Raw genomic sequence first — 21409 nt, 5'->3', positions numbered from 1 at the left:
AGGAGTTGGTCATGGAAAATGCAGACAAGGCACTTGGCACCGCCACCAGCCAGGTCGAGGCAGTGCTCGCGGGCGAAGTCCCGCGCCCGGAAATCGCAAGCTTTTTCGACGATCCGACCAACACCGTCAGCCATGTCGTGTGGGATGCGGAAACGCGCGAGGCGGCCATTGTCGACTCGGTGCTCGACTACGATCCCGCCTCCGGTCGGACCAAGTGCGAGTCGGCCGACAGGCTGATTGCCTTCGTGAAAGAGCACGATCTCACCGTCACCTGGTTGCTCGAAACGCATGCCCATGCCGATCACCTTTCAGCCGCGCCCTACCTCAAGGAGCAGCTTGGCGGGACCGTCGCCATCGGCGAACATATCGTCACCGTGCAGGGCGTGTTCGGCAAGCTGTTCAATGCGGGCAGCGAATTCCAGCGCGACGGGTCGGACTTCGATCGCCTGTTTGCCGACGGCGAGACCTTCAAGATCGGCAAGCTGCCCGTCACCGTGATGCACGTGCCCGGCCACACTCCTGCCTGCATCGCCTATGTGGTGGGCGATGCGGCCTTCGTGGGCGACACCATGTTCATGCCCGACTACGGCACTGCACGGGCGGACTTCCCCGGCGGCGATGCGCGCCAGCTGTTCCGCAGCTTGCGTCGCATTCTCGAGCTGCCAGAGGCGACGCGCCTGTTCATGTGTCACGACTATCTGCCGAAGAACCGCAGCCATTACGTCTGGGAAACCACCGTAGGGGCCGAACGCGAAGGCAATATTCATGCCCATGACGGCGTGAGCGAAGATGAGTTTGTGGAGATGCGCGAAGCGCGCGACGCCACGCTCGACATGCCGCGCCTGATCCTGCCCTCGGTGCAGGTGAACATGCGCGCCGGACACATGCCGCCTGCGGAAGACAACGGGGTGACCTACCTCAAGATTCCGCTGAACGCCGTCTGATGCTGCCCGGTTTCCCTCATGCCGAGCCGCTTGCTGGCCTCGCTGGCGGCGTTCTGATCGGGCTCGCGGCCGCGGTTATGCTGCTGGGGTCGGGGAGGATCGCCGGTGTCTCGGGCATTTTCGCCCGCGCCACCGGCGTTGCCGGCAGTTCGCTGCCACGCATGGCCGCCTGGGCTTTCGTGATCGGCCTGCCGCTGGGCGCGCTGGTGGTGATGGCGATGAGCGGCCCGCTGGAGCCGAGCTTCATGTCGTTGCCGTGGATCGCTGTCGCCGGCCTCGTGGTCGGCGTGGGCACCCGGCTCGGCTCGGGCTGCACCAGCGGGCATGGCGTCTGCGGGCTTTCGCGCCTGTCGCCCCGCTCGATGGTGGCGACACTTACTTTCATGGCCACGGGGATCGCCACGGTGGCGATCGTCAACGCCCTGATCTGACAAGGAGGTTACAATGCCGAAGAACATGGGATCGCTCGACAAGACCTTGCGCCTTATCGTCGCCGTGGTGCTCGTAGGCCTCGCAGCGAGCGGGACGATCACCGGCGGCCTCGCCATTGGCGCCTATGTGATAGCCGCCGTATTCGTGGTGACGAGCCTCGTCTCGTTCTGCCCGCTTTACGTTCCCCTAGGGATGAACACGTGCGGCAAAAAGTAACCTCCGAAGCGCTCGTGGCGCTGGTTTCGGGCGTGCTGTTCGGTGCGGGGCTCGCGCTGGGCGGCATGACCGACCCGGCCCGCGTGCGCGGGTTCCTCGACCTGTTCGGCGACTGGGACCCGACGCTCGCCTTCGTGATGGGCGGTGCGGTGCTGGTGATGGCCGTCGCCTGGCTGATCCAGCCACGCATGATCCATCCGCTGTTCACCGATATGTTCACGTTGCCCGGCGTGCGCGACATCACCCCGCGCCTTGTGATCGGCGCCGGGCTGTTCGGTGTGGGATGGGGACTGGCTGGTCTTTGCCCAGGCCCCGGCATCGCTGCACTGGTAATCGAACCCGTTTCTGCGGCAGTGTTCGTGGCGACCATGCTTGTCGGCATGGTTCTGGTTCGCCTGTTCGAAAAGGACGCATAATGGATATTCGCCCCGTCTCCGATAACATCGCCGTCGCCCCGCAGATCCAGCCCGAAGATATGGCCGATCTTGCCGCGCAAGGCTTCGTTGCCGTGATCTGCAACCGCCCTGATGGCGAGGAGCCCGGCCAGCCCGACGTCGCCACCATGCGCGCCGCAGCCGAGGCGGCGGGCCTTGCCTTTCACCACATTCCGATTGCGAGCGGACAGTTCACCCGCCCCGCCGTCGAGGCCTATGCTGCCGTGCGCAGAGGCACCCCGGGCAAAGTGCTCGCTTACTGCCGCTCGGGAACGCGCTGCGTGACGCTGGAGACACTCGCCAATCCCGATGGCCTGCCGGTGGCCGAGCGGATCAGCAACGCCGCCAGTGCAGGCTACGACTTATCCCCCCTCGCCGCGCAGCTCGAAGACTGAGCGCGCCGCCAGAAACCACCAGGAGCCGCCCCATGCCCTCGCCCCATATCCATGATGTCGTAATCGTTGGCGGCGGTTCCGCCGGGATCTCCACGGCGTCATCGCTGCTCAAGCGGCGCGGGCTCGACATTGCCATCGTCGAACCCTCCACCGACCACTACTACCAGCCCGGCTGGACCATGGTCGGTGGCGGCGTTTTCGACGTTGCCGTTACCCGGCGCGACATGGCGGGCGTCATTCCCAAGGGCGTGACTTGGGTGCAGCAGGCGGCCACCAGCTTCCAGCCCGAATACAACCAGGTGACGCTCGCGGATGGTACCACCCTCGCCTATCGCCAGCTGGTCGTTTGCCCCGGCATTCGCCTTGCGTGGGAGAAGATAGCAGGGCTTTCCGAGACGCTCGGCAAGAACGGGGTGACCTCCAATTACCGTTACGAACTCGCACCTTATACGTGGGATCTGGTACGCAACCTCAAGTCTGGTCGAGCAATCTTCAGCCAGCCGCCTATGCCTATCAAATGCGCCGGCGCGCCGCAGAAGGCCATGTATCTCTCCTGCGACCAGTGGCTCGATGAAGGCGTGCTTGGCGATATCGAGGTCGAGTTCCGCAATGCCGGCGCGGTGCTGTTCGGGGTTGAGGCCTATGTCCCGGCGCTGATGGACTATGTCGAGCGCTATGACATCCAGCTCAAGCTCGGCTCGAACCTGATCGCGGTGGACGGCCCCGCGCGGAAGGCCACCTTCGCCACCGCCGGGGGCGAGCTCACCCGCGAGTTCGACATGCTCCACGTCGTGCCCCCGCAGGTCGCGCCCGATTTCGTCGCGCAGAGCCCGCTGGCAGCCGAGAACGGCTTTGTCGATGTCGATCAGTTCACCCTGCGTCACAACCGTTACGAGAACGTCTGGGGCCTTGGCGATGCGGGCTCGATGCCCAACGCCAAGACTGCTGCTGCCGCGCGCAAGCAGGCGCCGATCGTGGCAGTGAACCTGCTTGCCGTGCTCGACGGCAAGGAGCCGGTGAGCGACTACGATGGCTATGGCTCGTGCCCGCTCACGGTGGAGCGGGGCAAGATCGTGCTCGCCGAGTTCGGCTATGGCGGCAAGCTGCTGCCCAGCTTCCCCACCTGGCTGATCGACGGCACGAAACCGGCGCGGCTCTCGTGGCTGCTCAAGTCCGAGGCGCTGCCGTGGATCTACTGGAACGGGATGCTCAAGGGCCACGAATGGCTCGTAAAGCCCGCCCCGCGCGCCTGATACAAAGCCCGGACGAGAAGAGAGTTACGCAATGTCCCAAGGGTCGCACAGTGCCGCTGACACCCCTGAAGCAGCCGCGCCCGAAGGCGGGCGGGCCAGCGCTCCGTCCGCGCTGACCCGCTTCCTGCCGATCCTGCAATGGGGACGCAGCTACAATTCGCAGACGCTAAGCGACGATCTTGTCGCGGCCGTGATCGTCACCATCATGCTGATCCCGCAGAGCCTGGCCTATGCGCTGCTGGCGGGCCTGCCGCCGGTGGTCGGGCTCTATGCCTCAATCATGCCGCTGATCGCCTATGCCCTGTTCGGCACCAGCCGCACGCTCGCGGTGGGGCCGGTGGCGGTGGTCAGTTTGATGACCGCTTCGGCTGCCGGGGCCATCGCCGCCCAGGGCACGCCCGAGTATCTTGAGGCCGCAATCACACTAGCCGCCTTGTCAGGCGTGATGCTGGCCGTGCTCGGGTTCCTAAGGCTGGGGTTCCTCGCCAATCTGCTGTCGCACCCGGTCATTTCGGGCTTCATCACAGCCTCCGGCGTACTGATCGCCACCAGCCAGCTGAAACACGTGCTCGGCGTGAAAGCCGGGGGCGACAATTGGCCCGAAATGCTCGGCGCGCTGGCTTCGCAGGTCGGTAGCATCAACTGGATAACAGTCGCCATCGGCCTGCCGGTCACACTGTTCCTGTTCTGGGTGAGGAAGGGTGCCAAGCCGTTGCTGCTTTCGTTCGGGCTCAAGCCGCGGCTGGCCGATGTTATCGCCAAGGCCGGACCGGTAGTGGCCGTGGCGATTACGATCCTGGTGGTGATGAGCTTGGACCTCGGCGAGAGTGCGGGCGTGAAGATCGTTGGCGCAGTCCCGCAGGGCCTGCCGCCATTCTCGCTGCCCTCCACCGACGCCACCTTGCTTGGCAAGCTGTGGGTGCCCGCGCTGCTGATCTCGATCATCGGTTTTGTTGAAAGCGTCTCGGTCGCGCAGACGCTGGCGGCCAAGCGCCGCCAGCGCATCGAACCCGATCAGGAGCTGATCGGCCTCGGCGCCTCGAACATCGCCTCGGCGCTGAGCGGTGGCTATCCGGTGACGGGCGGCTTCGCCCGCTCCGTGGTGAACTTCGATGCCGGCGCGCAGACCCCCGCGGCGGGGGCCTACACCGCCGTGGGCATTGCGCTGGCCTCGCTGTTTCTCACCCCGTTGCTGTTCAACCTGCCCATCGCCACGCTGGCCGCGACGATCATCGTCGCCGTGCTCAGCCTGGTCGATCTCAAGACGCCGGGCCAGCTCTGGCGGTATTCGAAGAGCGACTTTTCCGCCCATGTCGCCACCATCGGCATCACCCTGCTCGCGGGCGTCGAACTGGGGGTGATCTCGGGCGTCGCGGTCGGCCTGCTGCTGTTCCTATGGCGCGCCAGCCGCCCGCATGCCGCCGTGGTCGGGCGCGTTCCCGAAACCGAGCACTTCCGCAATGTCGAGCGGCACAAGGTCTTCACCGCGCCGCATGTGCTGTCGATCCGCATCGACGAAAGCCTGACCTATCTCAACGCCCGCTGGCTGGAGGAATATGTGCTCGAACGCGTGGCCGAGCGCCCTGCCCTGCGCCATGTGATCCTGATGGCCAGCGCGGTAAACGAGATCGACGCCTCGGGCCTCGAAAGCCTCGAAGCGATCAACCACCGGCTCGCCGATGGCGACATCCGCCTGCACCTGTCGGAAGTGAAAGGCCCGGTGATGGACCGGCTCCAGCGCACCCATTTCCTCGATGAGCTGGGCGGCAAGGTCTATCTCAGCCAGGCCCGCGCCTTTGCCGAGTTGCTCGAAGATGACGGCAGCGCGCCCGTTCATAGCGCCGACTGGGCGCGCGGAATGATCTGATGGCCGCCATCCCTGACAAGGACGAACGCTGCCGCGCCATCGAACGGCTGATCACCGCAGGCGGCGGCGTCTGTGCGAGCTGCCGAGAAATGGGCGTTTCGGAAAAGACCTTCTACCGCTGGCGAAAGGCTCAACCGATCACGCGTAACTCAAATAATCAATTAGCTTAATCGAATGCTCCATTGTCTCGCTGGGAGGAAAGGCCTAGGCCGCCCCCAGCTCTCACTCACATAAGGTGAGCCACATGTTCGAAGCCTCCGACGCGCTGCTGCTCGCGCGCATCCAGTTTGCCTTCACGGTCAGCTTCCACTTCATCTTCCCCGCCTTCTCGATTGGGCTGGCGAGCTATCTCGCGGTGCTCGAAGGGCTATGGCTGAAGACTGGCAAGCAGGTCTATCTGGACCTGTTCAAGTACTGGCTGAAGATCTTCGCCATCGCCTTTGCCATGGGCGTCGTCTCGGGCATCGTGATGTCCTACCAGTTCGGCACCAACTGGTCGGTCTTCTCCGACAAGGCAGGGCCGGTGATCGGCCCACTGATGGCCTACGAGGTGCTGACGGCCTTCTTCCTCGAGGCGGGCTTCCTCGGGGTGATGCTGTTCGGCATGAACAAAGTGGGCAAGAAGCTGCACTTCCTCGCCACGCTTATGGTCGCCGGGGGCACTTTCGTCTCGGCGTTCTGGATTCTCTCGGTGAACTCGTGGATGCAGACGCCCACGGGCTTTGAAATGGGCGCGAACGGCCAGTTCCTGCCGGGTGAGAGCTGGATCGACATCATCTTCAACCCGAGCTTTCCCTATCGCCTCGTGCACACGGTGATCGCGGCCTATCTTACCACCGCCTTCGTGGTCGGCGGCGTAGGTGCCTGGCACTTGCTCAAGGACAAGACCAACCAGCACGCGCGAAAAATGTTCTCGATGGCGATGTGGATGGCCGCGCTGGTGGCACCGGTGCAGATCTTCGCGGGCGACATGCACGGGCTCAACACGCTCGAACACCAGCCGCAGAAGGTGATGGCGATGGAGGGGCACTATGAAAGCCACCCCGAGGGCGCGCCGTTCTACCTGTTCGGCATTCCCAACGACGAGACGCAGACGCTCGACTATGCGGTGGGTATCCCGAAGCTGTCGAGCGTGATCCTCAAGCACGATCCAAACGCGCCGCTGGCCGGGCTGGATACCATTCCCGATGACGAACAGCCGCCGGTGTTCGTGGTGTTCTGGGCCTTCCGCATCATGGTCGCGATTGGTGTGGGCATGATGCTGCTCGGCTTCTGGAGCCTGTTCGCCCGCTGGCGTGGCACGCTATACGAATGGCCGCTGCTGCACCGCGCCGCCATCGTGATGGGGCCGACCGGCTTCGTGGCGGTGATCGCCGGGTGGATCACCACCGAGGTCGGCCGCCAGCCCTACACGGTCTATGGCCTGCTGCGCACCGCGCAATCGGCCAGCCCGCTTGACGCACCTGCGCTTGCGGCCAGCCTGCTGGCCTTCATCATCGTGTACTTCGCCGTGTTCGGATTTGGCGTGTGGTATATCCTCAAGCTGATGCAGAAAGCGCCACATACGGGCGAAAAGGGTGTGAAGAGCACCGCGAAGGGGCCGGTGAGAACGGCTGGCATCACACCGGGACCATCGCAGAACCCCGGCGATCCCACTGTCCTGCCCGAAGATCATGAGGAGGCGACCGATGGCCGTTAATATCGACCTCACCACCGTCTGGGCCTTCATCATCGCCTTCGGCATTTTCGCCTATGTCGTGATGGACGGATTCGACCTCGGCATCGGCGTGCTCTTCCCCACCTTCAAACCGGGGCGCGAGCGCGACCGCGCGATGAACTCGATCGCGCCAGTATGGGATGGCAACGAGACATGGCTTGTGTTGGGTGGTGGCGGATTGTTCGCAGCCTTCCCGCTGGCCTATGCGGTAATCCTGCCCGCGACCTATCCGCTGATAATCGCCATGCTGCTCGGCCTTGTGTTTCGCGGGGTGGCCTTCGAGTATCGCTGGCGCGATCCGGGGCACCGGGCGTTCTGGGACATTGCCTTCACCGGCGGCTCGCTGGTCGCCGCGATGAGCCAGGGCATGATCCTGGGCGCAATCCTGCAGGGCATCGAGGTGGTTGACCGTGCCTATGCCGGGAGCTGGTTCGACTGGCTCACGCCATACACCCTGCTCACCGGGCTCGGCACTGTGGCAGGCTATGCCCTGCTCGGCAGCACCTGGCTGATCTGGAAGCTCGATGGCCCCGCACAGGCCCATGCCCGCAAGCTGGCCATCGCCGCGGGCGCGGCTACCTTGTTGCTGATGGCCGGAGTGAGCCTCTACAACGTCGTCCTGAACGAAACCTATGCCGCCAAGTGGCTCACCGCGCCGGAAATCTACTATGCCGCGCCAGTGCCGATCCTGACGGCGATCGTCTCGCTCTCATTGCTGCATGCCATATTTACAGCACGCAACTCCAAGCCGTTCTGGCTGTCGATTGCGCTGTTCTTCTTCGGCATGGCAGGGCTCGGCTTCACGATCTGGCCGAACGTAGTGCCGCCGGGAATCACCATCTGGGACGCCGCCGCGCCCGAGCGCAGTCAGGTCTTCATGCTGGTGGGCGTCGCCATCACCATGCCGCTGATCATCGCCTACACCGGCTGGGCCTACTGGGTGTTCCGCGGCAAGGTCGGCGACGAAGGCTATCATTGATGAAGCCCGAGGAAATCCCGGCCGACCGCACGCCCTTGTGGCGCCGAATCGTGTGGCTGGCGGCGATCTGGGCGGGCAGCGTGGCGGTGCTGGGGGCGGTCGCCTATGGCCTGCGACTATGGATTGCGCCCTAGGACCTTTCGCTCTTGCAGCAAAACCCTCGCTCCGCCCTTGTAATCCGCCCGTAACATCGCCATTGGGAGGGCGCCCGCAGCTACCCCCACGGACCCCATGATCACGACGCATCCTTTCTACGACGCGGACGGCGACAAATTGCGCGAAGAATGCGGCGTGTTTGGCGTAATCGGCGCTGCCGATGCCGCCGCCGCCACCGCGCTCGGCCTTCACGCCCTGCAACATCGCGGCCAGGAGGCTGTTGGCATCAGCGCCTTCGACGGCCAGGATTTCTACACCAGGCGCGGCCTCGGCCACGTCGCCGAGAACTTCTCGACCGAGGAATCGCTGGCTGAACTGCCCGGCCATATGGCCGCGGGCCACGTGCGCTATTCCACCACCGGCGGATCGGGCCTGCGCAATGTGCAGCCGCTCTATGCCGACCTTGCCAGCGGCGGCTTTGCCGTGGCGCACAACGGCAATATTTCCAACGCGATGCGGCTCAAGAAAGACCTCGTCAAGAACGGCGCGATCTTCCAGTCGACTTCCGATACCGAGGTGATCATCCACCTCGTCGCCACCAGCCGCTATCACACCATGCTTGATAAGCTGGTCGATGCGCTGCGCATGGTCGAGGGCGCCTATGCGCTGATCGTGATGACCCCGCGCGGCATGGCCGCCTGCCGCGATCCGCTCGGCATTCGTCCGCTGGTGATGGGCAAGCTGGGTGATGCCACGGTCTTCGCCAGCGAAACGGTCGCGCTTGACGTGGTCGGTGCCGAGTTCGTGCGTCAGGTCGAGCCGGGCGAGCTGATCGAGGTCGATCACGATGGCACGGTCCGCTCGCACCGTCCCTTCGGCAACAACCCGGCCCGGCCCTGCATCTTCGAGCACGTCTATTTCAGCCGCCCCGATTCGGTGTTCAACGAGCGCTCGGTTTACGAGAGCCGCCGCAACATCGGGATGGAGCTGGCCAAGGAATCCCCGTGCGAGGCTGACATCGTCGTGCCCGTGCCCGATAGCGGCGTGCCAGCGGCCATCGGTTTCTCGCACCAGTCGGGCATTCCGTTCGAGCTGGGCATCATCCGCTCGCACTATGTCGGGCGCACCTTCATCCAGCCTTCGGACGGCGCGCGCCATGCCAGCGTGAAGCGCAAGCACAACGCCAACCGCGCGCTCGTGGAAGGCAAGTCCATCGTGCTGATCGACGATTCGATCGTACGCGGCACCACCAGCCTCAAGATCGTGCAGATGATGCGTGATGCGGGCGCGAAGGAAGTGCACTTTCGCGTGGCCAGCCCACCCACCGGCTATGGCTGCTATTACGGCGTCGACACCCCCGAACGCTCGAAGCTGCTGGCGGGTCGAATGGATATCGAGGCCATGTGCAAGCACATCCAGGCCGACAGCCTCGCCTTCGTCTCGATTGACGGGCTCTACCGCGCGGTGGGCCTGGCGGGCCGAGACAAGGCCTGCCCGCAATATTGCGACGCCTGCTTCACCGGAGAATATCCCACCGGGCTCACCGATCTGGAAGCCCGCAACGGTGAATCTGCACAACTGACGCTCCCCGTTGGAAAGGTCGCCTGATGGCAGACAGCAACGCTCCCCGCTCGCTCGAAGGCAAGATCGCGCTCGTCACCGGCTCCTCGCGCGGGATCGGCGCGGCCACGGCCAAGGCACTCGCCGCCGAAGGTGCGCATGTGGTGATCACCGGACGCAAGGTGACTGATCTTGAGGCGGTGGAAGACGCGATCCATTCCGCCGGCGGCGCCGCCACCATCGCGCCGCTGGACCTCACCGAAAGCGACTCGATTGCCCGTCTCGCCGAAGCCGTGGCGCAGCGGTGGGACAAGCTCGACGTGCTCGTGATCAACGCGGCCACGCTTCCCACGCTCACCCCGGTAACGCAGATCGACCGCAAGCAGTTCAACCAGGCGCTGACTCTTAATGTGCTGGCGACGCAAGCCCTGCTTTCCGCCTTCGATCCCCTACTCAAGCGGAGCGAAACAGGCCGGATCATCGGTGTGACCAGCTCTGTAGGGGACGAGCCGCGCGCTTTTTGGGGGGCCTATGGTGCAACCAAGGCGGCCTTCGACAACCTGCTTATGTGCCATGGGCAGGAAATCGCCCGTATCTCCGAAACGCGGGTGGCGCTGCTCGATCCGGGTGCCACGCGCACGGCGATGCGGGCCCGCGCCTATCCTGGCGAAGATCCCGAGTCGGTCAAACCGCCCGAAGCCGTCGGCGCCTTCATCGCAGACATGTTGCAGGATGACTTCCCCAATTTGCACCGGGTACGAGCGTCAACAGAGGGTTAACTGCCTTTGCAAACCTCAGGGTAACCGCGCTCCGGGATGCTGAAAGATGGTTGGCCTAAAGGGTCGAAACCAAGCCGTCACCATCATCGGACCCACCCATGAGCCCGCAGTTCACCCACCACGATGATTACGAATTCGCCGCGCAGGAAGATCGTTGCGCGCCGCGAACCCGCTTCATGATCCCTGCCCGACTGCGCGTGCCGGGTATGCGTGCCTTCCAGACCGTGGTGAACGACCTGTCGTTGTCGGGCTTCTCGGCCACTGCGGTGACCCGCATGCATCCCGGTCAGTCATGCTGGCTCACCCTGCCCGACCTCGAATCGCAACAGGCAGAAGTGGTCTGGTGGGAAGACCGACTGGTCGGGTGTGCTTTCGTTAACCTGCTTTCGACTATCGTGCATGACACGATCCTGGAGCGCTATCGCGGCGAGCGAGCGCCCCGCGACTTCTAGGTCGTCCTCTCCCGACCTGCCGCCACCGCCGCGATGGTGGGCCATTGACTCCTTCGTTTAGCGACCCCTGGATGCTTTGGCCTGCCTTCGCGGAGGTGGCGCGTGGGCGATGGCTATTCGTCGAGTCCGAACTGCCGCAGATACCAGTTGAAGATTATGCGATTACAGGCGTGGTCGCGCGTCGCCAGACACACGAACAGCGTATCATTGGGCAGATACTGGTAGATCGCCACGTCCATGCCGTAGGAATTGCCGCCATGGCCCCAGCTTTGCCCCGGTGACACGCTAAAGCCCAGTCCCCAGCCAAACGCTTCGCTCGGCGTCACCGCCTGCGCGAGCATGGCGGGCGATAGCAGAGTGCCATCCTTGAGGGCTGCGAAGAAGGCCACCATGTCGCTGGCGCTGGCGACGCCGCCACCACCGGGTGTGCCGCGCCACGGTAAAACATCCAGATTGGGCACCAGCTCGCTTTCCTGCCCGTAGAATGTGGTGAGGCCAACCGCCACGTCGCCCATCTCGCTCAGTAAGGGAAAACCGGCTTGGGCCATGCCTGCCGGATCGAACACATGACGCTGGATATAGGCGTAGTAGTCCTCCCCGCTGACCGCTTCGACAACCAGGCCGAGCAGCAGCATCCCATAGCTGCCATAGGCAGTCTGCGTACCCGGCTCGAAGGCAGGATCACGCTCTGCGTTAAGTGCGACGATATCGGCCAGACTGCGCACCCGCGCGCGGTTTTCGCCGTGTTCGCGGCGCAGGATGCCCATGTCGCCGGTGCCGTCGCGATGGGTCAGCAGATACCGGATCGTCACCTCTTCGCGGGTCTGCGCATTGGGATAGTCCGGCAGGTAGCGGCCAAGCGGCGCATTGAGATCGATCTTTCCCTGCTCGACCAATTGCAGCACGGCCACGGCAGTGAACATCTTGCCGGCCGAGGCGAGGAGAAACGGGGTGTCTAGGGTAACGGGCCGGGTGCCAGCGAGGTCAGCATAGCCGTAAGCCTGCACCCGAAGTTCTCCCTCCCCCGGCACAATCATCACTATCCCGGCAAAGGTGTTGGCTTCGGCCTCACGCGCCGCGGCGGCAAAGGTGTAGTTGGCGGCTCCGGCAGGCGAGAGGTTATAGGGATGAAGCGGAACGATCACACGCCGTCCCTTCTCGCCATCGATGGTCCGCACGGTGACGCGAACCAGGGCCGGAAAGCAGCGCTCGACCGCCAGCACCACATACTCGCCCGCGGTGCTCGATAGAACGCGCACCGGATCGAGACCGCAGGTGGAGCGCGCCAGGTCAAGCTCGTATGCGGGATTCGGATTACCTATGCGACTTTCGTAGAAGCTACGGATCGTCTCATCGCCGCTGTTGAAAACCGGCAGCCATTGCGCAAACAGCGCCTCTGCATCCTGATCATCCTGCGCCATCAGCGACGACGACGCCAGCGCAAACGCCAAGCCGATCAGACATTTCCGCACCATTTTCATTCCTCCCCGGAAAGAGGATAGCTGAAAAAGGCGCGACGCCTAGTCCCGCTCCACCGCCTTGGCCTTGCGGGTGGAGAACATGCCGGTGGTGTCGACGATGGCCTTGGCGAGGAAGCTGTCGGCATCCATCCGCTGGAACTGGCGATGGCTGACGAGGAAGGCGACAATGTCGGCCTCTTCGCGGGCCTCCTCGGCGCTGCCGAGCTTCACGTTAGGCAGGTCGGCGAGCACCTTGGGCAACGTGGATAGGTTCGGTTCGACCACCAGCACTTGCGCCCCCTCGAGTCTTGCCACGGCCTCAACGATCTCCAGCGCCGGGCTTTCGCGCACGTCGTCGACGTCGGGCTTGTAGGTTATGCCGTAGCAGGCGATGGTCGGCACCTTGAAACGGTTGGCGAGCCGTTCGACCTGCGCCACCACGCGGTGCGGTTTGTCGTCGTTGACCTCGCGCGCCATGCGGATCAGCCGCGCCTCTTGCGGAGCGCTGTCGACGATAAACCACGGGTCGACCGCGATGCAGTGCCCGCCCACGCCTGCACCGGGCATCAGGATATTCACGCGCGGGTGCTGGTTGGCCAGCTCGCGGACCTGCCACACGTCGGTGCCGAGCTTGTCGCAAATGATCGACAGCTCGTTGGCGAAAGCGATATTGACATCGCGGTAAGCATTCTCGGAGAGCTTGCACAGCTCGGCCACGCGGCTGTCGGTAACGTAACAGGTGCCCATCACGAAGCTCTGGTAAAGCCGCGCGGCCTTGTTCGCGCAGTCGATGGTGAGGCCACCGATAATACGGTCGTTGCTCACCAGTTCGCGCAGCATCTGGCCCGGCAGGATGCGCTCTGGGCAATGGCACGGGGCCACGTCGGCGCTGCCGTCCTCGTCGCGGTAGCGCGGGAACGTGAGGTCCGGGCGTTCGGAGGCGAAAATCTCGGCCAGCCGCTCGGTGCTGCCCACCGGCGAGGTGCTTTCGAGGATCACCACGTTGCCCTTTGTCAGCACCGGCGCAATCGTGCGCGCGGCATTCTCCACGAAGCTCATGTCGGGGGCCTGATCGACCATCGGCGTGGGCACGGCGATGATGAAATATTCAGCCGGTTCGGGCGTGGTGGTGGCGCGTAGTCGCTTGGTCTCGACCGCTGCGCTGAGCAGCATTTGCAGGTCGGGCTCCTGAAAGTGTGCCTGCCCGGCATTGATCAGATCGACCACGTCCTGTTTCACATCGAGGCCAATCACCTCGTGGCCGCGGCTCGCCAGCATGGCGGCGGTAGGGAGGCCGATATAGCCGAGGCCAACGGTGCAGACTTTCATGCGTCAGAACTCACGAATTGCGCGACCGAGGCGGCGATCTTCTGCGCCGCCGTGCCGTCGCCATAGGGAAAGACCGCGCGGGAGCGGCTGGCGTAATATGTCTCATCTTCGAGCAGGCGGGCGACCTCGCCCGCGATCACATCGACATCGGTGCCGACCAGTGAGGCGACGCCGGTCGCAATGGCTTCGGGACGCTCGGTCACATCACGCATCACCAGAATGGGCTTGCCGAGCGCGGGGGCTTCCTCCTGAATGCCGCCGCTATCGGTCAGCACCAAGTGTGCGGCCTGCATCAGCGCCACCATCTGCACATAGTCGACCGGCGGGATCAGATGCACTGCGCCGGTATCGCCCAGCCGCGCCTCGACCACCTCTTTGACCTGCGGATTGAGGTGGACCGGATAGACCACTTCGGCATCGCCACGCGCAGCAATCACGGCGAGCGCATCGCATATCCGGGCAAAGCCCTCGCCAAAGCTCTCGCGGCGGTGGCCAGTGACCAGCACCAGCTTCTTGGCGGGATCGAGCTTGAGGCCAAGCTGGCCGAGCTCGTCGCCGGTCAGCCGCTCGGCCACGTAAAGCAGCGCGTCGATCCCGCTGTTGCCGGTGACTTCGATGGCGCGCTCAACCGGGCGTTCGCCCCGCAGGTTTTGCGCCGAGACCTCGGTCGGGCACCAGAGCAACTGCGCCACCGCGTCGATGGAGATGCGGTTATATTCCTCGGGCCATGGGCGGTGAATGTCATGGCTGCGCAGCCCCGCCTCGACATGGCCGACCGGCACACGGGCGTAGAACGCCGCCAATGCCGCCGCCATGGCCGAGGTCGTATCGCCATGGACCAGCACAAGGCCGGGGCGATGCTCGGCGATCAGGTGCTCCATCTCCTTGAGTACGCGCGCGGTTATGTCGCCCAGCGTCTGGCCCGGTGTCATCAGGTCGAGGTCGATATCGGGCTTCTCGCCGAACACCGCGAAGACCTGATCGAGCATCTGGCGGTGCTGGCCGGTGGTCACAACCTTGAGATCGACCGAGGGCACTTCCCGCAGCGCGCGCACCACGGGCAGCATCTTGATGGCCTCGGGCCGAGTTCCGATTACGAGCAGGACAGGGGTCACGCTGCGGGCTCCGGAAAGAGGCATTGGGTCTAGTGCGGTCACGCGATGCGCCTAGCAAAGGCGTGTTAAAACAGTCCTACCCGGCGGTTCACCTTATTGGGAAGCGACACCATTGCGCGCGTCCACAGCGGCCTGCACCGCCTCGTAGAACCGCGTGCGTTCGGCCATCACGCCATCGTTAGTGCTGGCGACAGGCCAGTCGGCATTGGTGGCGATCACGATGCGGCGCGCGGGGTCGATAAAAATGCCCTGCCCGAAGATCCCACTCGCACCGAAGCCGCCGCCCGGATAGGTCCACCACTGATAGCCATAGCCGCGCCCACGATCGGTATCGAAATGCTTGGTTGTCGCTTCAGCAAACCACCCTTCGGGCACCATGCGCTTGCCGCCCGCCACCCCGTTATCGAGTACGAACTGCCCGAACCGCGCCATATCGCGGGTGCGCGCCTGGAAGCAGCAACCGCCCATCTCGCGGCCCGTGGAGTTGAGCAGCCACGAGGCATCGGCCTCCATCCCGTAGGGCCGCCAGATCTTTTCGGACATGTAGTCCGCGAGCGACTTGCCCGTTGCCGCCATCACCAGCGCGCCGATCATATTGGTCTCGCCGGTGTTGTAGTGCCAGCGCTCACCCGGCGGCGCGGCGCGCGAGAGCGTGCGCATGTAGGAAACGGTGGCGTCCATATCGCCCTCGGGCTTGTGCGCGTTGAAGCGAGCGACGTCGGAAGCGGGGTCGGTATAGTCCTCGTTCCACGCCACGCCCGAACTCATCGTCAGCACCTGCCGGATGGTCACGCCGTCGTAGGCCGAACCTTGGAGATTGGTGATATAGTCGGTGATCGAATCGTCGAGACTGCGGATCGCGCCATCCTGCAAGGCCGCGCCGACCAGCGTGGACGTGAGACTTTTCGCCACCGAAAAACTCGTCCACCTGCCCTGCGCGTCGAAGCCGAGGCCATAGCTTTCGTAGACCAGCTTGCCGTCGACCAGGATCACGATGGCGGCGCTGCGCTGGCTTGTCTCGAATGCCGCCATGTCGATCCCGATGGCGAGCGGCTCGCCTCTGGCCAATGCCCTCACCTGTCCGCCCGCTTCGACGACGTGGCTTCCGGCGAGGAACGGAAACTGGTCCATCGCGCGGAACATCGCGTCGCGCGTGTCCTGATCCCAAAACAGCACATCGGTGTCGGTCGGCGGGTTGAGCAGCACCGCGCGCTGTTCGCGGGTGAGCAAGGCAAACGCCGCGATCACGGCCAGCGCGACAACCAGCAGCGCAATGCCGAGCGCCCTCTTCATCGCTTCACCAGCGTGACCTGACTGACTTCGATCCCGCCCCCGCGGAAACCGCCCTCGCAATACATCAGGTAATAGCGCCATAGCCGGATGAACCGCTCGTCGAAACCTGCGGGCAAACGCCCCTCGGCAACGGCCGCATCGAAGCGCGCGCGCCATGCCTTCAGCGTTTCGGCGTAGTCGAGGCCGAAGTCCTCCTGATCCTCCCACGCGAGGCCGCGCTCGTCTGCCAGGCGGCGGAATTCGCTGGTGCGCAGCAGCATCCCGCCGGGAAAGACATAGGCCTGAATGAAGTCGGCGCTGGCGGCATAGGCGTCGAAAATATCGTCGCGGATGGCGATGTACTGGATCGCCGCGCGGCCACCGGGGCGCAGCACGCGCGCGATGCAATCGAGAAAAGTGGGCCAGTATTCGCGCCCCAGCGCCTCGACCATCTCGACGCTCACCACGCCGTCGAACTGCCCCTCGACATCGCGATAGTCCTGCTTACGGAACGCTACGTCGGGCCACTGCGCGCGAGCATGGGCGAGCTGCTGGTCCGAAATGCTGATCGCTGAGACCTGCGGAACACTGCGCGCGAGATAGGCCGCCAGCGAGCCCCAGCCGCAGCCCACTTCGAGCACGCTGGTCGGGCTACCCAGCCGCTCCGCCAGCCGCTCCCACTTGCGGCGCTGTGCGGCTTCGAGCCCATCGTCGCCCATCCGGTAGGCCGAAGAATAGGTCATGCTCGGATCGAGCCAGGCACCGTAGAAGTCGTTGCCGAGATCGTAGTGCGCGTAGATATTCTTCTCGGCCTGCGCGCGGGTGTTGCGCTTCAGCGCATGGAGGATCCGTGCCGCCAGCCGCCACGGCCCCTTCGCGCGCGCGGTTTCGCCAAGGCTGGCGGCATTGGCCATGAACAGCGCGAACAACGGAACCGGATCGGGGCTGTCCCACTCGCCAGCCTCCCATGCCTGATACCAGCCAACCGAGCCGCCCGTCGCCAGCCGCACCAGCGCGCGCCAATCCTTGAGGTGGACCTCGCATTCAAAGCCGGGAGCATGGCCGCCGAGCGTGCGCCGCGAGCCATCGGGCAGAACGGCATGGATTGCACCGCTGGCAAGGCGTTCGTCGATCCGGTCGATAATGCGCGCGAAACCAGGGGCGAACAGCCGGGCAAAGAGGCCCGGACGCGCGGCAAAACGCGCCCCCGCGCCCAGCAATGCCGTTCCTCGTGCCTCGCTCGCGCCCATGGCCTTCTTATGAACAAGCGCCCAGCACGGGGCAAGCGGCTAAGCTAGTCCTTGGCCTCGCGATAGGCGCTGAGTGCCCGCTCGCGCGCTTCCTTGTGGCCGATGATTTTCGCGGGATAGTCACCGCGCTGGTCGCCCGCCGGATCGTGGATTTCGTTGTCGGACAGGTGCGCCAGTTCGGGCACCCACTCACGAATAAAGGCTGCCGCATCGAATTTTTTCGACTGGCTCAGCGGAGCCATAATCCGCACGAACATGTTCGAATCGACCCCCGTGCCGCTCACCCACTGCCAGTTCACGCCGTTGCTGGCATAGTCGGCATCGACAAGCGTATCCCAGAACCAGCGCTCACCCTCGCGCCAGTCGATCAGCAGATGTTTGATGAGAAAGCTCGCCGCGATCATGCGCACGCGATTGTGCATCCAGCCGGTATGCCAGAGCTGGCGCATCCCGGCATCGACGATCGGGTAGCCGGTGCGGCCTTGCTGCCAGGCCTTCAGCTCTTCGGCGATAACATGGCCGCGATTGGGGTTGCGCCAGATGCCGTCATCGTAGCCGTCGCGGTAGCTGTTGACCGGGTAGTCGGGGAACTGGCAGATCACGGTCTGCGCATAGTCACGCCAGAGCAGTTCGGAACGATAAATCCGCGCGCCTTCGGAGGTGTAGCGGCTCATGCGGTCCCACAGCATGGCGGGCGAGACCTCGCCGAAATGGAGGTGCGGGCTCATCTTCGAGGAACCGTCGATCGAAGGCAGGTTGCGGTCTTCGTCGTAGTTGCTCACCACATCGACGAAGGTCTCGAAGCGCTCCATCGCGACGCTGGTTCCCGCCTGCCATTCCTCGCGCAGACCGCCTGCCCAGTCGGGCTTGGTGGGGAGCAGGTTCCATTCTGCAAGGCTCTCGCTGGAAGGCCATGTCTCGGGCGCGGAGAGCGAAGGTTCGGGGAGTATATCGAAGCCGTCGATGACGGCGAGACTCGCCTTCATGAACGGGGTGAAGATCTTGTAGGGATCGCCCGATCCGGTGGTCACCGCGCCGGGTGGCAACAAGTAGTTGCCATCGTACAGTTTGAGGTCGAGCTGGTCCTTCAGCGCGCCTTGGGCCTTGCGCCACCACGGCTCGTAATGGCGCAGCGCGTGGACTGTTTCCGCGCCGGTTTCTTCGGCGAGCCTGCACAGCTCCTCCACCGCGTCGCCACGTCGCAGGATCAACTTGGAATGGTGGCGGGCCAGATCGCGTTCGAGCGCTTCGAGCGACTGGTGCAGATACCAGCGTGATGCGCCGCCATAGGCGTGATTCTTCGCCACCTCGTCGTCGAGCACATAGACCGGTATCACCGGCCCGGCCTCGGCGGCGGCGACAAAAGCGCGCTGGTCGGTGAGGCGAAGGTCGCGTCGGAGCCAGACGATCTGGGGTTTGGTCATATCACGATTCCCGTCTGTCCAGAGCTTGTCGAAGGACTGCTTTTTCTTGAGGTGCGGCGCCAGAAAGGAAAGACAGCCGTAGGCCTACTGGCCAGCTTCGCTTCCGACAAGTTCAGGGCGAGCGATTCATGAACGTAACGTCAGTTTCCGGGAGGCAGTTCCTCGCAGGCAACATCGGGCAACGCGACGGTAAAGCTGTTCGTCACCCCGCCCCCGTAATAGCGCGCATCGTGCAACATCACCGAACCATCCTCCGCCCGAGCGGCGAAGGGCGCGCGCGACCAGAACAGGAAGGCGTCGAGCTGACTGTTGGTTTTGCGCAAGGTATCGGTGTCGGGCCAGGCGCAGCGCTGGTCGGCAATCGGCGTTACATTCCGGGGGCCGACTGTGTCTCCCGACTTGCCAACAAACCAGTTATTCTTCTCTCCAACGATGATCTCCCGCGCACCCGCTCCAAACAGGATCGGACTGGCAATAAATACGTCGCTCGGAACATGCGGTGTTGGTCCGAGACCGTTCTCTGCGCTTGGTGCCACCTTGGAGTTAATCGCATAGATGGCCTGCGTGCCCTGCGTCTCCAGCCAGTTCCAGCCAATATAGACAACGGCCAAAGCAAGGGCCGAAACGGCAGGCCAGCGCCAGCTTTGCCCCCTCTTTTGGCGCCGCAGCGACAGCCACAAGCCCAGCCCCATGCCGAGCCACAACCACACATCGATGATGAACAGCACATCGCCATAGAACCAGCGGTGCGAGAACGGTTCCAGCAGGCGGATGCCGTAGGTGTTCATCCAGTCGAGCGCCGGATGGGTCAGGCAGGCAATGAAGGAAAGCGCGAACAGCCAGCCGAAATGCACCGGCAAGCGCCCCTCGGGCCGCTTGCCGCGTTTCTCCTGCCAGCGGTCGAAACCCCACAGAATGCCCGCCAGCGCCACGGGCAGCAGCAGTAACGCGGGCGGGCCGTGAGTAATGCCGCGGCGAAAGGCCAGATGCTCGAGCCCGGTGGTCCAGGCAAAGCAGGTGACATCTACGTCGGGCAGGTTCGCGCCGATAATCAGCGCGGGCATGGCAAGGCCGGTCTTCTTTTTGAGACCGGCCTGCCCGATCAACGCGCCGACGAGCGAATGGGTGAGGTTGTCCATTTGCCCGTGGCTAGCAGGTTCAGACGAGTTCGCCGAGCATCTGCGCGTCGAACCCCTGCAAATCGCTCTGCCGCCCCTCGCGCACCTTGTTGGCAAACTCTGGGTTGGCGATCAGCGCGCGGCCCACTGCGATCAGGTCGAACTCGCCCGCATCCATGCGCCGTTCCAGCTCGCCGATATCGGCAACCTTGCTGCTTTCGCCCGCAAAGGCGGAAAGGAACTCGCCGTCGAGCGCCACCGAGCCGACGCTGATCGTGGTTGCGCCGGTCAGCTTCTTGGCCCAGCCTGCAAAGTTCAGACCTTGTTCGCCATCGATCTCGGGAAACTCTGGCTCCCAGAAGCGGCGCTGCGAGGCGTGGATCACGTCGACCCCGGCGGCGACCAGCGGGCCGAGCCAGGACTTCATCTCGTCAGGCGTCTTGGCGAGCTTCACGGTGTAATCCTGCTGCTTCCACTGGCTCACGCGCAGGATCAGCGGCATGTCAGCAGGCATCTCGGCGCGGACCTGCTGTACAATCTCGGCGGCAAAACGGCTGCGCTCGGGTAAGGTCGCCCCGCCCCACTTGTCGTCGCGACGGTTCATCTCGTCCCAGAAGAACTGGTCGATCAGATAGCCATGTGCGCCGTGCAGCTCGATCGTGTCGAAGCCCAGCTTCACCGCGTCGGCAGCGGCGCTGGCGAACTTGGCGACGGTGTCGGCAACGTCCTCTTCGCTCATCGCCTTGCCGAAGGGTTTGCCCTTGTTGTCGATACCAGAGGGGCCTTCCGGCTCGCCGGGGCGCGGCTGATCAGGGTTCTGCGCTGGCACGAGGCCGGTATGCCACAGCTGCGGAGCGATCTTGCCACCTGCGCCGCGGACAGCCTCGACCACATTGCCCCAGCCTTCGAGCGGCTTCTCGCCATGGAAGGCAGGAATATCGGGATGGTTGCGCGTTTCGGGGCGGTCGATGCCGGTGCCTTCGGAGATGATCAGCCCAGTCCCGCCCGCAGCGCGCTTGCGATAGTATTCGACCACATTATCGCCAGGCACGCCCTTGGGCGAGAAGTTGCGAGTCATCGGCGCCATGACGATGCGGTTGGACAGCGAGAGGCCCTTGATAGTGATCGGATCGAAAAGGACGGACATAGAGGGATGCTCCGGTTGTGGGACTGTGGCGGAAAAGCTCGGGAGCAAGGTTGCAATGGGCAACCCATGTTGACCGGCGCCAAGAAAAACTACGCCGCACCGGGCCAGTGCCTTCACAGCGCAGCCATCGTCCTGCCACACGGAAACGGGCGGCAGGATCGCTCCTGCCG

General features: G+C 64.2%; 22 protein-coding genes. 14 read left to right on the top strand and 8 right to left on the bottom strand.

Annotated elements, in window-relative coordinates; all coding sequences use genetic code 11:
• The first annotated feature begins 11 nt into the window (after nt 1–11).
• The 14 genes from ABDJ38_RS03080 to ABDJ38_RS03015 all read left to right on the top strand — a co-directional run bounded on the left by ABDJ38_RS03080 (nt 12) and on the right by ABDJ38_RS03015 (nt 11124).
• Nucleotides 12–944, top strand: coding sequence for an MBL fold metallo-hydrolase (locus ABDJ38_RS03080; protein ID WP_346783606.1), 933 nt, complete (start codon nt 12–14; stop codon nt 942–944).
• Nucleotides 941–1375: a YeeE/YedE family protein gene (locus tag ABDJ38_RS03075; protein WP_346783914.1), complete on the top strand. Its 435-nt coding sequence runs from the start codon at nt 941–943 to the stop codon at nt 1373–1375. Before ABDJ38_RS03080 ends, ABDJ38_RS03075 begins: the two co-directional genes overlap by 4 nt.
• Nucleotides 1376–1388: 13 nt before the next feature.
• Nucleotides 1389–1592 carry a YgaP family membrane protein gene (locus ABDJ38_RS03070; protein WP_346783605.1) on the top strand — a complete coding sequence of 68 codons (204 nt, stop codon included), beginning with the start codon at nt 1389–1391 and terminating at the stop codon, nt 1590–1592.
• Nucleotides 1577–2008 carry a DUF6691 family protein gene (locus ABDJ38_RS03065; RefSeq protein ID WP_346783604.1) on the top strand — a complete coding sequence of 144 codons (432 nt, stop codon included), beginning with the start codon at nt 1577–1579 and terminating at the stop codon, nt 2006–2008. The genes ABDJ38_RS03070 and ABDJ38_RS03065 overlap by 16 nt, the downstream gene beginning before the upstream one ends.
• A complete protein-coding gene (locus tag ABDJ38_RS03060) occupies nt 2008–2421 on the top strand; it encodes a protein tyrosine phosphatase family protein (protein WP_346783603.1) in 414 nt (137 codons plus the stop codon). The genes ABDJ38_RS03065 and ABDJ38_RS03060 overlap by 1 nt, the downstream gene beginning before the upstream one ends.
• A 32-nt stretch (nt 2422–2453) precedes the next feature.
• Nucleotides 2454–3674: an NAD(P)/FAD-dependent oxidoreductase gene (locus ABDJ38_RS03055; protein ID WP_346783602.1), complete on the top strand. Its 1221-nt coding sequence runs from the start codon at nt 2454–2456 to the stop codon at nt 3672–3674.
• A 31-nt stretch (nt 3675–3705) separates the two neighbouring features.
• A complete protein-coding gene (locus tag ABDJ38_RS03050) occupies nt 3706–5541 on the top strand; it encodes a SulP family inorganic anion transporter (RefSeq protein WP_346783601.1) in 1836 nt (611 codons plus the stop codon).
• A complete protein-coding gene (locus tag ABDJ38_RS03045) occupies nt 5541–5711 on the top strand; it encodes a helix-turn-helix domain-containing protein (RefSeq protein ID WP_346783600.1) in 171 nt (56 codons plus the stop codon). Before ABDJ38_RS03050 ends, ABDJ38_RS03045 begins: the two co-directional genes overlap by 1 nt.
• A gap of 74 nt (nt 5712–5785) precedes the next feature.
• On the top strand, nt 5786–7240 hold the full coding sequence (locus ABDJ38_RS03040) for a cytochrome ubiquinol oxidase subunit I (protein ID WP_346783599.1): 1455 nt from the start codon (nt 5786–5788) through the stop codon (nt 7238–7240).
• Nucleotides 7230–8237 carry a cytochrome d ubiquinol oxidase subunit II gene (gene cydB / locus ABDJ38_RS03035; protein WP_346783598.1) on the top strand — a complete coding sequence of 336 codons (1008 nt, stop codon included), beginning with the start codon at nt 7230–7232 and terminating at the stop codon, nt 8235–8237. The genes ABDJ38_RS03040 and cydB overlap by 11 nt, the downstream gene beginning before the upstream one ends.
• Nucleotides 8237–8371: a DUF2474 domain-containing protein gene (locus ABDJ38_RS03030; protein ID WP_346783597.1), complete on the top strand. Its 135-nt coding sequence runs from the start codon at nt 8237–8239 to the stop codon at nt 8369–8371. Before cydB ends, ABDJ38_RS03030 begins: the two co-directional genes overlap by 1 nt.
• Before the next feature lie 97 nt (nt 8372–8468).
• Nucleotides 8469–9941: an amidophosphoribosyltransferase gene (purF, locus tag ABDJ38_RS03025; RefSeq protein WP_346783596.1), complete on the top strand. Its 1473-nt coding sequence runs from the start codon at nt 8469–8471 to the stop codon at nt 9939–9941.
• On the top strand, nt 9941–10672 hold the full coding sequence (locus ABDJ38_RS03020; protein ID WP_346783595.1) for an SDR family NAD(P)-dependent oxidoreductase: 732 nt from the start codon (nt 9941–9943) through the stop codon (nt 10670–10672). Before purF ends, ABDJ38_RS03020 begins: the two co-directional genes overlap by 1 nt.
• 98 nt (nt 10673–10770) lie before the next feature.
• Nucleotides 10771–11124, top strand: coding sequence for a PilZ domain-containing protein (locus ABDJ38_RS03015; protein WP_346783594.1), 354 nt, complete (start codon nt 10771–10773; stop codon nt 11122–11124).
• Between the two features lie 113 nt (nt 11125–11237).
• Here ABDJ38_RS03015 and ABDJ38_RS03010 read toward each other — a convergent pair whose 3' ends face one another.
• From ABDJ38_RS03010 to ABDJ38_RS02975, 8 genes are all read right to left on the bottom strand, one after another.
• Entirely contained in the window at nt 11238–12599 is a 1362-nt protein-coding gene (locus tag ABDJ38_RS03010) for a serine hydrolase domain-containing protein (protein ID WP_346783593.1), read from the bottom strand.
• Nucleotides 12600–12644: 45 nt separating this feature from the next.
• Nucleotides 12645–13913: a UDP-N-acetyl-D-mannosamine dehydrogenase gene (gene wecC / locus ABDJ38_RS03005; RefSeq protein ID WP_346783592.1), complete on the bottom strand. Its 1269-nt coding sequence runs from the start codon at nt 13911–13913 to the stop codon at nt 12645–12647.
• Nucleotides 13910–15028: a non-hydrolyzing UDP-N-acetylglucosamine 2-epimerase gene (gene wecB / locus ABDJ38_RS03000; protein WP_346783591.1), complete on the bottom strand. Its 1119-nt coding sequence runs from the start codon at nt 15026–15028 to the stop codon at nt 13910–13912. The genes wecC and wecB overlap by 4 nt, the downstream gene beginning before the upstream one ends.
• Nucleotides 15029–15121: 93 nt before the next feature.
• Nucleotides 15122–16321 carry a serine hydrolase domain-containing protein gene (locus ABDJ38_RS02995; RefSeq protein WP_346783590.1) on the bottom strand — a complete coding sequence of 400 codons (1200 nt, stop codon included), beginning with the start codon at nt 16319–16321 and terminating at the stop codon, nt 15122–15124.
• The gene (locus ABDJ38_RS02990) at nt 16318–17550 is read right to left on the bottom strand and encodes a class I SAM-dependent methyltransferase (protein ID WP_346783589.1); all 1233 of its coding nucleotides are present in this window, start codon (nt 17548–17550) and stop codon (nt 16318–16320) included. Before ABDJ38_RS02990 ends, ABDJ38_RS02995 begins: the two co-directional genes overlap by 4 nt.
• Before the next feature lie 44 nt (nt 17551–17594).
• Entirely contained in the window at nt 17595–18974 is a 1380-nt protein-coding gene (locus ABDJ38_RS02985; protein ID WP_346783588.1) for a cryptochrome/photolyase family protein, read from the bottom strand.
• Nucleotides 18975–19114: 140 nt separating this feature from the next.
• Nucleotides 19115–20113 carry a metal-dependent hydrolase gene (locus ABDJ38_RS02980; protein ID WP_346783587.1) on the bottom strand — a complete coding sequence of 333 codons (999 nt, stop codon included), beginning with the start codon at nt 20111–20113 and terminating at the stop codon, nt 19115–19117.
• A 19-nt stretch (nt 20114–20132) separates the two neighbouring features.
• On the bottom strand, nt 20133–21239 hold the full coding sequence (locus tag ABDJ38_RS02975) for an NADH:flavin oxidoreductase (RefSeq protein ID WP_346783586.1): 1107 nt from the start codon (nt 21237–21239) through the stop codon (nt 20133–20135).
• Nucleotides 21240–21409 lie beyond the last annotated feature (170 nt).

Origin of the sequence: Aurantiacibacter flavus (assembly GCF_039710615.1) — a bacterium.
GTDB classification, from domain to species: Bacteria; Pseudomonadota; Alphaproteobacteria; order Sphingomonadales; family Sphingomonadaceae; genus Alteraurantiacibacter; species Alteraurantiacibacter flavus.
Note: the sequence above shows the minus strand (reverse complement) of the source record. Positions and strands in the feature narration are given on the sequence as shown.

Bases quoted from the DNA above. Each gene is read 5' to 3' on its own strand.
- ABDJ38_RS03080 (WP_346783606.1), top strand. From the start codon at position 12: ATGGAAAATGCAGACAAGGCACTTGGCACCGCCACCAGCCAGGTCGAG.
- ABDJ38_RS03070 (WP_346783605.1), top strand. From the start codon at position 1,389: ATGCCGAAGAACATGGGATCGCTCGACAAGACCTTGCGCCTTATCGTC.
- ABDJ38_RS03060 (WP_346783603.1), top strand. From the start codon at position 2,008: ATGGATATTCGCCCCGTCTCCGATAACATCGCCGTCGCCCCGCAGATC.
- ABDJ38_RS03055 (WP_346783602.1), top strand. From the start codon at position 2,454: ATGCCCTCGCCCCATATCCATGATGTCGTAATCGTTGGCGGCGGTTCC.
- ABDJ38_RS03050 (WP_346783601.1), top strand. From the start codon at position 3,706: ATGTCCCAAGGGTCGCACAGTGCCGCTGACACCCCTGAAGCAGCCGCG.
- ABDJ38_RS03045 (WP_346783600.1), top strand. From the start codon at position 5,541: ATGGCCGCCATCCCTGACAAGGACGAACGCTGCCGCGCCATCGAACGG.
- ABDJ38_RS03040 (WP_346783599.1), top strand. From the start codon at position 5,786: ATGTTCGAAGCCTCCGACGCGCTGCTGCTCGCGCGCATCCAGTTTGCC.
- cydB (WP_346783598.1), top strand. From the start codon at position 7,230: ATGGCCGTTAATATCGACCTCACCACCGTCTGGGCCTTCATCATCGCC.
- ABDJ38_RS03030 (WP_346783597.1), top strand. From the start codon at position 8,237: ATGAAGCCCGAGGAAATCCCGGCCGACCGCACGCCCTTGTGGCGCCGA.
- purF (WP_346783596.1), top strand. From the start codon at position 8,469: ATGATCACGACGCATCCTTTCTACGACGCGGACGGCGACAAATTGCGC.
- ABDJ38_RS03020 (WP_346783595.1), top strand. From the start codon at position 9,941: ATGGCAGACAGCAACGCTCCCCGCTCGCTCGAAGGCAAGATCGCGCTC.
- ABDJ38_RS03015 (WP_346783594.1), top strand. From the start codon at position 10,771: ATGAGCCCGCAGTTCACCCACCACGATGATTACGAATTCGCCGCGCAG.
- ABDJ38_RS03010 (WP_346783593.1), bottom strand. From the start codon at position 12,599: ATGGTGCGGAAATGTCTGATCGGCTTGGCGTTTGCGCTGGCGTCGTCG.
- wecC (WP_346783592.1), bottom strand. From the start codon at position 13,913: ATGAAAGTCTGCACCGTTGGCCTCGGCTATATCGGCCTCCCTACCGCC.
- ABDJ38_RS02995 (WP_346783590.1), bottom strand. From the start codon at position 16,321: ATGAAGAGGGCGCTCGGCATTGCGCTGCTGGTTGTCGCGCTGGCCGTG.
- ABDJ38_RS02990 (WP_346783589.1), bottom strand. From the start codon at position 17,550: ATGGGCGCGAGCGAGGCACGAGGAACGGCATTGCTGGGCGCGGGGGCG.
- ABDJ38_RS02985 (WP_346783588.1), bottom strand. From the start codon at position 18,974: ATGACCAAACCCCAGATCGTCTGGCTCCGACGCGACCTTCGCCTCACC.
- ABDJ38_RS02980 (WP_346783587.1), bottom strand. From the start codon at position 20,113: ATGGACAACCTCACCCATTCGCTCGTCGGCGCGTTGATCGGGCAGGCC.
- ABDJ38_RS02975 (WP_346783586.1), bottom strand. From the start codon at position 21,239: ATGTCCGTCCTTTTCGATCCGATCACTATCAAGGGCCTCTCGCTGTCC.